Origin of the sequence: Bacterioplanes sanyensis (assembly GCF_002237535.1) — a bacterium.
Classification (GTDB): Bacteria; Pseudomonadota; Gammaproteobacteria; order Pseudomonadales; family Oceanobacteraceae; genus Bacterioplanes; species Bacterioplanes sanyensis_A.
Genome location: NZ_CP022530.1, coordinates 1,510,054 through 1,523,204, shown reverse-complemented (window position 1 = coordinate 1,523,204; position 13,151 = coordinate 1,510,054). Strand labels below are relative to the sequence as shown.

Sequence of the window (13,151 nt, the reverse complement as noted above, 5' to 3'; positions counted from 1 at the left end):
GTGTTAGGGGCGGTTAACACTATCTCGATCACGCTGTTATGAACTGTTCCCTCAATCAAGGCGCAAAGATGAATGTTTAACGAGTTACATAAAGGATGAGCAACACAGGTTGGGGATGTTCAGCCATACCCCGAACGGCTGGAATCCGTTTTTCCCTGAGTTGCGTTATTCGTTGCTTATTTAACCAGCTACATCACACGCCTCATGCCCACGCCTCACTCAAGAAAAAACTGACTCCGGCAGTAGAGAGCTAGATAGTGTTAACCGACCCTAGGCCACTGGCTCCTCAGAGCGTGCATTGAGCCCAGTCCAAGCAAACGCACGGCGCAAGAACGCCTCGGCGTCGCTTTGCACAATAACGCCGTGAGCCATCACAATACGCTGTGGCTGCCAGGCCAACATCTGCTCAATGTGCTGGCGAATTTCATCTTTATGTGGGTAAAAGGTCAGCCGCCAATCGAGCGGTGTTTTGCCGTTGGGCGCGACCACCCCCGCCAGTTGCGCCAGCCAGCGCTTGCCCACCGGCAGTGCTTGGCGATCGAAGTTTTCAATCAAATCGGTGACGATCAAGGTCGCACTGGGACGGTGGCAAAACACACACTCTTGCATCACCGCCGAGCCGGTCACCAAGCGCGAGTGAATATCTGCGTGCCACGGCAACTCGATATCTGCCTCCAAAACACCATCGAAGGGCAGGTCTGAGCGCTTATTAATCACGCCTTGAGTGCCGTAGCTCAGCGCCTCGGGAAAGGCCTGCTGCCAGTCACTCAAAAACAAATGATGCAACGCGTTGGGGGCAATTAAATAACGCACATCCCCAAGCTCTTGCAGACGCTGCTGCAGCGTCGCCGTTAACCGCACTGGACTGTGGATCCACAAACTGTTGTCCGGCAGTCGCACCACCACCATGCGGGTGGCAAACGGCAGAGTGAAAAACGGCACGGTTTCACCAGCGACCGCCCAGATATTATCGGCAAGTTCGAGCATGACATCCTCCTTGAGCGTTTTTTGCACGATACCGCTAGGGCCTGTGAACACCAGTTCAATCACGCTGCTATGAACTAAAAATCCCTCAATTAAAGCGCCAAGAGTGATGTTTAACGAGTTAAACGAGGGATGTGCAACACAGATTGAGGGAGTTCAAAGATACCCCGGAAGGCTGGCGTCCACTTTTCCCTATTTAGCGTTATTCGTTGCTGATTTAACCAGTTAAACCACACTCCTCATGCCTGACTCAAGAAAAAACTGGTTTCCAGCGGCAAGGAGCTAATTAGTGTTCACTGGCCCCAGGGCAAAGGTTTGTCGTTTAACGCGCGTCATCACTCAGGGCTTTTAGTGCGATGAGTGCTGACTCGGCTTTATCCACAGTGACAAAGATATGATCGTGATAAAAACCGGCCACCACATTGGCACTGATGCCGTGTTGTGTCAGCGCCTGTGCAAACGCGGCGGTTAGGCCAACGGCTTCCAAGCTGGAATGTACGTTCAGGGTGATTTGCCGATACGGACCCAGCACCTCAACGTCCGCCAGCAGCGGATGCGAGGCCTTGGCTTGCGGCACAATCAGGCTCAGGCCTTCTTTTTCCTGCATGCTGGCCAAAGGCTCCAGCTCAATGTAGGCCGATAGCGGGCCTGGCACGCTGCAAAAGGCCCATTCTTCTGGCATCAGTTCTGGCTCCATCTGCTCGAGCATCTGTTGCAGGTTGGTCAGTCCGCTCATTGCTTGTTCTCTCTATCGTCTCTATCAAATCAACGGAATGATACAGGTTGCATTGGTTGATGGTCGTTCGATTAAGCAACGCTCTGCTGGCTAGCGCAGTGCTTAAGGCTGGGTCTGGGTCTGAACTGAATTAGACGCATCGGCACTCTGCATCTGCAACCAAGGCGTTTGCTGTGGCCGAAACTCCTCGTTGAGCAAATCAGGATGCTGTTGCTGTAATTCCGCCGCCATGGCCTGAATGCCCTGCAGCTTGCGCTGTGCTTGGGCAATTTGCGCGTCGCTGATGCCGTATTGCCGCCCTTTGGCAATCCAGCTTTGCAGCTCAGCGGTTTTCACCTGAGCGGCCTCAACGTAGGCGCGCTTGAGCTGCTTATCCTGGCGCTGCTCGTAGGCCAAATACAAATCATGGTCGGCCAGCTCGTCCATGGTCGGTGCGCTACGTTGTACCGTCTCGCTCAAGGCCGGGGCACGTGCATCGCCATTTACCCGCGCATGGGCCAGACTGGCCACCGCCTCGGCATTGGGCAGCCAATTATCGGCAGGTGTCGGCGCCACACTGTCGGCCTCTTTAACAGCGCTCGCTGGGCTCTGCACTGGTGCAGGGGCCGCTGCGCTGATGCTTGTTTGGCTGGCGCTTGCTTGGCTGTGGCCGGTATCGGCTGGCTGCAGCGGCGCGCTGTGCGCAGGGAGCTGCTGCACATCGATGCTGCTGCGCCAGCCCCAACCCAACATCAGCAATAAGGCCAGCGCTAACGCCAGTTTCATGACTGCTGCAAACGCTGGTTTAACGAGATCTGTGCCTGGCGGCGCAAGCGCTGTTGCAGCTCCTGGTAGTCGTGCAGCAGCTGATGTGTGGCAATTTCACGCGCCAACTCGTAGCGCACACCGGCATCACTGAGCGGTAAATAGCCCTCTTCACGTGCTTCGATCAGCAGGATTTCAAACACCACAGGTGAGGTGCTTTGCGGGCTGCGAAACGGTCGCGACACCGCACCTTGCGGCTGAGTGAAAGCGACGGTATGCAGCCAACCGCGCTGCTCGTCATCGCGCTGCAGCCACCCCAGATCCACCTCGGACTGCTGCGAGAACTGCTGCGCCGCGACATCAAACGCCATGCCCTGCTGAATGCGCTGATAAACATCGTCTGCCTGTTGCTGGCTGGCCAATTGAATGCGCTTCACTTTGACCCGCTCCACCACTTTGAAGTCGTCACGGTGCTGATCGTAGGCCTGCTGCAGCTGTGCATCAGACACTTGCTCGGCGGCGCTGCGCAAGGCTGGATTGTCGTCGTGAATATCGGCATACACGCCCACCAACTGACGCAATCGCGTGGCCAATTGCTGGTTGATCAGCGTTTGCTCCAACGCTTGCCAGTCTCGTGCAGACCAGCGCTGCTGCGCATAGTGTTCGATAAAACGTTCACCCACCCACTGCCTGGCTTGGGCCTTTAGTAGCCCAATGTCGCCTTGCTGGATGGCCAGTCGTCCTTGCACGTTCTGACGCTGGTACAGATCCCACACGCTGAGCTGCTCATCGGCTTGACCGTCCTGATTCAGGTCGATGCTCAACACGGGGGTACTGATCGCCTGCTGACGCTGCGCCTCCGTTAGCGCAATCGACAGACCCGGCTTGAGTGCAAATGCCGCCAGCGGATCTTGCGGCAGCTGCCACTGGGTAATCGCTGCCAACGATGCGCCGGGTAACGCTTTAACCGCCGCTTCGATGGCTCCGCTGTAGTAGCCGCGCAACAGCGATACACGCTGGCGCTGGCGTTCCACGGCATAATCAAATCCGACTCGATTGTGTGGCCACAACTGCTGCTCGTTGTATTGCTGCTGCACATGAGCGGCCAGCAAGGCGTTATCCAACAACTGCTGCACCACCAAACGCGCGGTGACGGATTGTCCACGCGCTTGGGCTGCGGTGCGCTGGTGCTGCACAAAAACGTCGATCAGAGTTTTGCTCAGCAACAACGGCGGCTGTTGCGCCAGTGTCAGCTTGGCGATGAGCTCATCGTCTTGCAGCTGATAGTCGATCTGAGCCTGCGCCAAAGTGGCACTGAAGCTCAGTAATAGGGCCAGTAAGCCACGTGCCCACAGTGCCATTACAGACGGTTCGCCGCATGGTTAAGAACATGCACCGTCATGGCAATGGCGTGTGGAATGACCACTTTTGCTACTTGCTCACGATCCGCTGCCGCCTTAGAGCTCAGCACGATACCGCCCTGGCTGTAGGAGATCGCGCCGCCTTCGGTCAGCAACGGACGAATATCGCGCTGCGAAGCTGGAATCGGGGTAAAGCTGTTCATCGCATCACTGATTAACGCGTCGTCGTTCAGTTGCAAGCTGTTGTAGTGATCTTCCACCCAGCCTTCCCAGCCAGAGTGGTTTAAATCAGAGGTGGTCCAAGTATGATGCGGCTGCAGCAAGTCGGTGGTGTGCAGCACAAAGCCCAAGGTTTGCGCGGTTGGTTGTTGCCAGAATTGGTTGTACCAGTGCTGCCCCAGGTTATCGATAGGCTGGAACGGCATTTTTTCGAAGTCTTCGTACATGCCTTTATTGGACTGGCTGCCCTGGCGATAGTTGGCCTCGGTTTTACCGTAACTGTCGTATTCAGAATCTTCGTTGCACGACCAGAACATGCACCAGCCCGTCATACCACCTTTGCCATCATCCAGGTGGTCGCCCACCAGCCAGGTGGCGGCCATGTTATCAATGGCGCCCCACACCGTCAGCAAATCGTAGTTGTAGCCGCCCAAGTCATTACCGTGCACATCACCACCGCGGGTGTGGTTTTGGAAATGCCAGTACGAGGTGTATTTCACAATGGCCGAACCTGCGCCCCACACCGGTGCCTCGACACAATCTCCCGTTACCGCACCACAAATAAAGGTGTCGGCAAAATCATCGACGTCGTAGGCGCCTTGACCCACTTCCTCGGCAAACGCCTGCATGCTGTAACCAGCGGCCTGCACGGCAGTGGCCAACTTATTGTACTCAGTAGTCTCTGGGTGGCGTTCCATGTAAGCAATGGCATCCATGACGATGCGCTTATGCGTAGGCTGGGTGAAAGCTTGCGTGGTGGCAGAAGCGCACAGCAGAGTAGCGCCGAGAGCGAGGGTGAGCGACGTTTTCATGATGATTCCGTGATTTGTTGTTGTTGTGATGGCGGGCATTCCACCACCGCTGACAAAGTTCTGGCAAGCACTGGCCTAACGCCACAAACAGGTTGGCCTGAGGCGACACATCGGCCCCCCCAAACTGTCCGTTTTAGTGATACTGGCTGACCGTTTTTACCCCTAAAAACGGTACGAAAGTTTCATGACGTTTTGACTGCAGTTTGATGATAAGTCGTTGTTGTAGAGAGGATTTTGCACAACCAGTAGCTGGGCCGTGGGCGCTCTGTGGACAGTGGAAAAGCACTGTGCCAACCATCAACGCCAGCGTGTGTGGGCCATCTGCCAAATTAGTGACAAGAGAGTTAGTTAAAATGCCGGCGAATAAACATTGACCAGTTTGTCCAACTGGCATCCATATCCGCAGACGCGATAACCAGCCAAACGCCAGTCATTGCGATGAACTCAACAACATGCCTGTGGTCTGATAAACAATCTCAGCTACCTGCCTGATAGCACACTCAGCGACTGAGACGTAACGTGAACTTTCCACTCTTTGTTGTCTGTGCGGCGGTGTTTCGACACCGCCGCTTTTTTTTACCTGCTCTTTCGGCAGTGTTTGCGCTCAATGGCTTGGTTAAAGACTTGATCACTTGCTTGGCGTTTGGCATCCAACTGGGGCCTGTTAACACTATTTCGACCACGCTGTTATGAGCTGAAAGCCCTTCAAGCAAGGCCGGAGATGGATATTTAACGAGTCAAATTAACAAGTCCTAGCAGACACCGGGCGTTTAAAATCATGTCGCGCCTTATCAGCTGTTATTCGCATCACACAATCACTGGCATGATCATTGATCAGACCCATCGCCTGCATAAAGGCATACACAGTGGTTGGGCCAACAAACTTCCAGCCTAATTTCTTCAGCGCTTTTGATAACGCCACCGATTCTGGTGATGTCGATGCCGTCTGCGGCTCCGGTTGCAGCTTTTCATCAGGCTCAAAGCGCCAGAAAAAAGCGGCTAGCGACCCCTCTGTCGCCACCATTTGCTGCGCTTTTTGAGCATTATTAATTACCGCTTCGATTTTTCCGCGATGGCGGACAATGCCTGCGTTCTGCAGCAAGCGCTCGACATCAACTGCGGTGTACTGAGCCATCACATTAAAATCAAACTGCGCAAACGCGGCGCGAAAATGTTCGCGTTTGGCCAATATCGTTCGCCAGCTCAGACCAGACTGAAAACTTTCCAGACACAGCTTTTCGAACAAACGCCGATCGTCATCCACCGGATAACCCCACTCGCGATCGTGATAGTCGAAGAACTCAGGAGCCGCGGCGCACCAATTGCATCGCGGCTTGCCATCCGGTCCGACTACGGTCGTGTTCATACATGTACTCCTTAAATTGGGTAGCGCTACACAGCGGACAAGTAGACGCAGACTTCACGGTCTTGACCTTGCATACGATTCATCTGCTCACCGATATAGGTGACGCCCAGTTTCTTAACCACCGCCCTGGAGCGCTGATTTTCTTTTAGGTGCATGACCTTTAATTGAAGTAGCCCCAGATGTTGCTTGGCAAAATCAACCAAAGCCTTGGCCGCCTCCGTGGCGTAGCCCAGTCCCCAGTAATCAACACCAAGCCAATACCCCAAAGTACCCGTACCCTGATCGATAACCGGCAAACTGACGGCGCCGACTAGCTCATCAGAGTCACTGACCACAATCGCATAAACAACACCACGCCCAGTACTGAACAAGGATGCATGGCGAGCAATCCATAACGTAGCGTCCGACTGCTGATAGGGATGAGGAATATTCGCCGTCATGGCGGCAATACGCGAGTCGCCGGCCAGCTCAGCTACGCGTGCTGCATCTAATGCGGTAAACGGGCGTAATTTCAGGCGCGAGGTGGTAATAATAGGTTGCATATATTCTAGGGTACCTCTGAGTATTTGTGACAGAAGCTAACGCAGATAACCCATGTAGTGTGAATTTCATAGATATAATACAGAGGTAAATAGCAAAGGGCTATTAATCGACAAAACATTCCGTAAGAGTAACCCCCGTAGTTGTATTGATCTACAGTAGTCACTACGGCTTATTGTGTTGTCAGCAAAAAATGGGACCTGGCGACTTTCACCAGGCCTTATTCATAATATTAAGAACACGAAGGTTTAGTTACAGCCACACACCGACTGCTTGCCAGGTTCCGTAGTACGCCATTGCCCACTCCACTGCAAACAAGCTCTGCCACAGGTACTGGGGCACTTATTTCGTGCGTCGCTGTTGTCCCAGATTGGTCCGGCTTCTAAACCGATGTAGGCTGGTTTGGTGACCGCTATCCCATTATTGTTTACCGTCATGGTAGATTTGCATAGGTTTTTATTTACTAGGGTCGTAAATGGTGTCCATTGCGGGGACAACACTTGTCCGGCAACATCTTTCATCTCAATATTGCTAAATAACATAGGGCCTTCGGACAACTCGTTACAGCTTTGCAGAAACCAGCTCTCTAACACATTCATCGCCCAAGGCATGGCATGCCCCTGAATATCGACATTCAGATTGGAAGACTGCCCTGAAGACGATGCCGTAATTTGGTATTGGCTATTTTCCCCCGGTACTTTTTTGATCGCTGCCTGAATCACATCATTGGGTTTCACATCGATATAGCTGCTCATATGGATGTTATTGTTGGCGACAATAAAGCTCGCAAATTTCCAGCCTCCGTCAGAGAAAGCCAACACAGGCTGAATAACACCATAGTCACTGTCCAATCCGATCCAGTAAAATAATGATTGTTCGCCAACGATGTCCGGCGTCGGCGGCACGGTATAATTCGCTGTAAAGCTGCCGACAACTGCCGGCGGAAACCAGGTCTGTGCATTCAGATATTCCCAATGCAGCGGCGGACACTGGGTGGTCGCCAACGGCTCTTTAGACTTCTCCATCGCGACCTTTTGACAGTCAGTTTTGTCAGCGACATCAAACGTACTGCCGTCGGGATGGGTTATCTTGGCGCCGTTTTCTGACCTCACTACCATTGTCCCACTTGGGTGCTGAGTTATGCACTCAGACTTAATATTGCCTAATGACATTGAAGGTTTTGCAGGCAACGAGGATGCATACACAGTCCTTGTCCCGACAAGCACCAAAACAGCAGCCAAAGCCAGTAATAGCGACGTTTTGCAATTTTTTTTCAAAACATACATATTCATGGTCAATATCCTTATGATTTTTATAGTTCGGCCGACCTCTCAGATCGGCCATCCCAATCAGCGGCCCATTCCTCTAATGGGTATAAAAAGGTGGTTAAAACGCTTGGAGTAACAACCACCGAATAATGACAAGCTGCGGTAGCTTATACTCACCGGTGAGGGCAGATGATCGATGCTAACCCTAGTCGATGACTAACCGACTGCAAATCAACACTGGCTTCCCTGCTGGAGAGGCCAGTACGGTTATTGCACCGGGGTCCCTATGGATAAGTCTGCACAGCTCTGCGCGAGTGCATCAGGCTGTCGGAGAAAGGTAGCGATGGCAGGAGATAACCAGCCCTTTTCATCGTCGACAGCGACGTTATGGATGCCTGCTGCCCACGCCCTGTGGAGAGCACCAGAGAACTCAAACCCTGTATCGCCGATTGCTGCTATCTGACTAGAGCGGCCAACTGGCTTCGTGATCTTAAGCTCCTGGTGATCGAGAGCGGACACCGTGTTATTCAGGCGTGTGCCAACGTTTTTTGGTACCGCAGCTTTCCCCCACCCAAGTTTGTAACACAGGAATATCTCGTAGCTTGCGGTCGTCGGCGATGGTCAGGGGGTCTTCGGCCAAGATAACAAAATCCGCCAGCTTGCCCGGCGCCAAAGAGCCCAGCCATTGTTCGGTATGACATTGCCAGGCAGCGTCGTAGGTGATGGCACGCAATCCTTGCTCGCGGGTAACGCGTTCCTCTGGATTAAGCATGGCTTGATCGGGGGATTTTTCCATAATTCGTGTCACGGCTTGTTCCATCATGCGCAAAGGCCCGATGGGACTGACCGACAAATCGCTGTGCAATGTAATACGAGCATTCAACTGCAACATGGTTTGGCAGCGATCCAACTGCTGTGCCTTTTGCTTGAAAATCACTTGATCAAAGGCATACCCCCAGTAGCCGACGTGGCCGATAAGAAAGCTCGGAGAAATACCCAAGTCTTGCATACGTTGGGCACTGTAATCACTGAGCAGCGAGCAGTGTTCGATACGATGGCGCAGCGTCAATCCAGACTCGCCTTGCAGCGCATTTTCGTACACATCCAGCGCCAAATCGACAGCATGGTTGCCGTTGGCGTGAATCATCAGCGGCCAGCCTTTGTTAATGATGGTGTTGACCATTGTCTGATAGTTGGGCTTTTCATCGGCGTCAGCATCGTCAGGTGGTAATGTACTGAAATTAAATACGCCGTAATTATTCTCTGGGTTACAGCTGTACTGTTCGCATTGATAACCAGTTAACCCCTGGTTTGAGCCGTCAGATACCAGTTTTACCGCCGCCTGAAACGGCTGATATAAATCGCTTTCTGTTATTGCTTTGCATGTATCCATGGCCTCAGCGTTATCGACACTCTCACACAGCTGGGCAAAACCAACCCGTACATTTTGTGGCATCAGCGATTGATACAACTGCAGCATGCGTTTCATGTAGTCTCGCATGCCCGCCTCAAACATCATGGTCACACCACGCTCATTGGCGGTTTTAAATATTCGATAGATATTACCAGGCAGATCCAGCAGTAGCTGTTGCTTTTGCGCGGTGGGAATGGCATCAAAACCGTAGCCCATTTGCTGCAGCTCTTGCAGCGCACCTTGGGATACGACTTGGGCAACAAAGGCATCACGCTCAGACTCTGGCCTCGCCTTGGCGATGACCTGTAGCGCGGCGGTGTTGATGTACGCCGTGTGCAAGGAGGCCGACAGCCAGTACACGGGCGTGTCCGCAAACGCAGCATCCAAGCGATCAATATTAATATCATCCAGCTGACCGTCTTTAAACGGCATAAGCGCCGGGTCCACCCCAGTGCCCAGCAACCATTCACCTTTGCCAAGTTCAGCCTGCGCCTGCTTGGCGGCATTAATCACAGTGTCCGGGTCGTATTGCGGCAACAGGTGCTGGCCCTGATAAGGCCCTAAGTCTGGCCAGCTCATGGTCATAGCGGTGGGAACGATATGCACATGCGGCTCAATCAGCCCAGGTAGCAAGGTATGCCCGTCTGCTAATTGAATATGATCTTGCGGCTGCATGCCCAATGCGCGCATCTTGGCGCTGACATCGGTATAGCTGCCGACAGCCACCACTTTGCCACCGGCGAAGCCAATGGCCTCTACCGCCTGTGTTTGGCCATCAATCATCGGCCGGATGGTGCCGCCACTATACATCGCAAACGCTGTGGGTAGTTGCTGCTCAATTCCCCAGTTGCTGGCGATCAATTGCTCTAATCGCGCTTTAAAATCAGCTTCTGCCTGATCCGTTTCGAGCTTACGCCACAGTGGATTGTGGCAGGCACATTGTGCGCACGTATGGGTGTTGGTGTGAGTGTGTGGGTTTGTCATAGCTATTCCTTTAACTGAGTGCTCGCCCCTATTAATAGGCCAACTAGAGGCCAACGGTTATGTTGTGTTGCTAAGAAGTGTTACACCCTCTTACAGCCTGCTCTTGATACGACGCCATTTGCTGTTTGTCCTTTATCGGTAGACCCGAGTAATGGTCATTCAAGGCAGAGCCGGCCAGCGCATCGCGCACAGGCAACGACCTGCTACGCTTTGTTGACGTGGGTCAATCAGGGGAGGAGGGCCACAACAGTGTCAGGCGGCGCTCTGCAGGGCCAATACGACCGGCCCTCAAACCATGCCCACTGATATTCGCTTGAACAGCGCACAGAGGTCACTTCATGCTGACATGGTTAACACGATGGTTAAAACCCTCAGGGCAAACACAAGCGGTTCTGGACCAGGCCATCGACGCCGTGGTCACCATCAACGAAGACAACAACATCATCTATTTTAACGCCGCCGCCGAACGCCTCTGGGGTTATCGCTCGGCAGAAGTCCTGGGTAAAAACGTCAAAATGCTGGTGCCCGAAGTACACCGTGGCAAGCACGATCAATACGTAAATGCCAACCGTAACGGTGGGCCAGACAAGGTTGTTGGCAGTTCATTGGACCTAGAAACCTACCATCGTGATGGCCACAAACTTTGGGTGAATCTGTCGCTCTCGAAAATCCTCACCAACGGCAAGGTCCATTACACCGCGTTCTTAAAGGATGTCACCCAACAGCGCGAGCAGTCGACCATTATCGACCAGACGCTGGAGCAATGCATCGACGCCGTCGTCACCATCGACGACAACAATAATATTGTGTTTATGAACGCCGCTGCAGAAAAGCTGTGGGCCTGCTCACGCCAAGACGTTATGGGTAAGAACGTCAAATGCCTGGTGCCCAAAGGCATTCAGCCGCAGCATGATTCACTGGTGAACCGCAATCGTGAAACAGGCGAAGACCGGATTGTAGGCTCCTCGCGCGAACTAGAACTGCATGCGTTTGATGGCCGCACCTTATGGGTGAACCTGTCACTGTCGAAAATCCGCTTGGATACACGCACCCTGTACACAGCATTTTTACGTGATGTGACCGAAGAGCGACGCAAGCGAGAAGAGTTCGCGACCCTGTCTCTGGTCGCTAACGAAACCGACAACTCCGTCATTATTACCGACGCCAACGGCGCCATTGAATACGTGAACCCTGGTTTTGAAAAATTAACCGGCTACTCATTTAACGAAGTAAAAGGCCGCAAACCCGGCAGTTTTTTGCAAGGCAAACACACCAGTGACAAGACCAAGGCGCGAATCCGAGACAAGCTAAATAAACAAGAAGCGTTTTATGATGAGATCTTAAACTACCATCAAAATGGCGACCCTTACTGGATTTCATTGGCCATCAACCCGGTGTTCGACGAACAGGGTCAGCTGCAAAAATACATTTCTATTCAAGCCAACATAGACAGCACCAAGTCGCGCTCACTAGAAACCGATACCCGTATCGCTGCCATCAACCGCAGCAACGTCGTCATCGAATTCAACCCCGATGGCCAAATGAGCTATGCCAACGAGGAAGCCCAGCGGCTGGCTGGCCTGAGTGAAAGCGCCATGTTGAAACAAGCCTACTTCCCCCTGAAAGACTATTTAGAAGCCGGCGAGTTTGACAGCATCCGTAGCGGCGACAGTTTAAGCCGGGAAATCACTCTGAAGCCAAAAGACAAGGGCAACCCGCTGACGCTCACCGTATCGATTGCACCGTTGTTTGACGTTGAGCAACAGCTGGTGAAGATCTTACTGTACGGATCGGACGTTTCGGACCGAAAAGCGGTGTTAGAAGAAACCCACGGCGCCATGTCCCAGGTGCTGGAACGCATTGGCAGCATCGTTGGTACCATCAATGGCATCTCTGGACAAACCAATTTGCTGGCTCTTAATGCAGCCATTGAAGCGGCGCGCGCAGGCGAAGCGGGCCGTGGTTTTGCCGTGGTGGCAGACGAAGTTCGGAGCCTAGCTGCCAATACCACCGAGTCGGCGGGTGAAATCAGTGCGTTGATTGATGAAACCCGAGGACATGTGGATCGATTGTCGACTTATATGAAAGGATAAATTCCGAATCCACCAAGCCCAGTACTCCACACGGCGGCTGCCGAGACGCCGCCGTAGTGCTACTGAGGCGCTGTTACATTGCCGTGCACATCTGGCTGCCATACCTCTCTCGTGCTGTTTTTTGCCTCTGTTGTACCTTTGTTGTGCCTATTTCTCGTCTCTTTTGCACCTTGCACCTTGCCCCAGTGCAGAGGGGCACAGCTACATATTCCAACGCTGCTCGAGCTTTGTGGTAAGCATTTGCCGGCCCCACTCATGAAGAGTCACGCATCTTTTCAGCATTAAAGTTTCGCCCAGGCCATGGATACGCATTGCATTTATAGAAAGCCTCTGCTGATCAAAAAAACAACAGAACCCCAAAGATCAGAATCTTTCTCACGAGGATAAGACAATAGCTACTGATAAGAAACACACCAAAGATGACAAACCTATCATTACAAAGAGCTCCCCCCACATCACAACGCCTGCCGAAGAGAGTCACTGGTTATAAAGTAAAAACTGTTATCAGCAGAATCACTCTCGGAGGAAATACGGAATCACTCACCAGCGTAGGTATTGATATGTCACATTTCAAACCAACAAATGTCGCTTTTCATCTTGCTTAAAAGCAACCAAAAAGAAAAACAAATT

General features: G+C 52.7%; 10 protein-coding genes. 1 reads left to right on the top strand and 9 read right to left on the bottom strand.

The genetic code is table 11. The annotated features are described in order from the left end of the window. Positions 1 to 270: 270 nt before the first annotated feature. The 9 genes from CHH28_RS07220 to CHH28_RS07175 form a co-directional block, all read right to left on the bottom strand. Positions 271 to 987, bottom strand: a complete 717-nt coding sequence (locus CHH28_RS07220; RefSeq protein ID WP_094059668.1) for a DUF4336 domain-containing protein — start codon at positions 985 to 987, stop codon at positions 271 to 273. 319 nt (positions 988 to 1,306) lie between these two features. Continuing rightward, positions 1,307 to 1,720, bottom strand: coding sequence for an ACT domain-containing protein (locus tag CHH28_RS07215; protein ID WP_094059667.1), 414 nt, complete (start codon positions 1,718 to 1,720; stop codon positions 1,307 to 1,309). Positions 1,721 to 1,822: 102 nt separating this feature from the next. Then, positions 1,823 to 2,485, bottom strand: a complete 663-nt coding sequence (locus CHH28_RS07210) for a hypothetical protein (RefSeq protein ID WP_094059666.1) — start codon at positions 2,483 to 2,485, stop codon at positions 1,823 to 1,825. Beyond that, a complete protein-coding gene (locus tag CHH28_RS07205; protein WP_094059665.1) occupies positions 2,482 to 3,825 on the bottom strand; it encodes a peptidylprolyl isomerase in 1,344 nt (447 codons plus the stop codon). Before CHH28_RS07205 ends, CHH28_RS07210 begins: the two co-directional genes overlap by 4 nt. Beyond that, entirely contained in the window at positions 3,825 to 4,856 is a 1,032-nt protein-coding gene (locus CHH28_RS07200; RefSeq protein ID WP_094059664.1) for a phospholipase, read from the bottom strand. The genes CHH28_RS07205 and CHH28_RS07200 overlap by 1 nt, the downstream gene beginning before the upstream one ends. A 742-nt stretch (positions 4,857 to 5,598) precedes the next feature. After that, positions 5,599 to 6,222: a DNA-3-methyladenine glycosylase I gene (locus CHH28_RS07195; RefSeq protein WP_094059663.1), complete on the bottom strand. Its 624-nt coding sequence runs from the start codon at positions 6,220 to 6,222 to the stop codon at positions 5,599 to 5,601. Positions 6,223 to 6,248: 26 nt separating this feature from the next. Further along, positions 6,249 to 6,764: a GNAT family N-acetyltransferase gene (locus tag CHH28_RS07190; RefSeq protein WP_094059662.1), complete on the bottom strand. Its 516-nt coding sequence runs from the start codon at positions 6,762 to 6,764 to the stop codon at positions 6,249 to 6,251. A gap of 246 nt (positions 6,765 to 7,010) precedes the next feature. Beyond that, positions 7,011 to 8,054 (bottom strand): mannan-binding lectin, encoded by a 1,044-nt coding sequence (locus CHH28_RS07185; protein ID WP_094059661.1) that lies wholly within the window; start codon positions 8,052 to 8,054, stop codon positions 7,011 to 7,013. 499 nt (positions 8,055 to 8,553) lie between these two features. After that, positions 8,554 to 10,428 carry an amidohydrolase gene (locus CHH28_RS07175; RefSeq protein WP_094059659.1) on the bottom strand — a complete coding sequence of 625 codons (1,875 nt, stop codon included), beginning with the start codon at positions 10,426 to 10,428 and terminating at the stop codon, positions 8,554 to 8,556. Positions 10,429 to 10,766: 338 nt separating this feature from the next. On the opposite strand from CHH28_RS07175, the gene CHH28_RS20355 reads away from it, so the two are divergent. After that, positions 10,767 to 12,521, top strand: coding sequence for a PAS domain S-box protein (locus CHH28_RS20355; protein WP_094059658.1), 1,755 nt, complete (start codon positions 10,767 to 10,769; stop codon positions 12,519 to 12,521). Positions 12,522 to 13,151 lie beyond the last annotated feature (630 nt).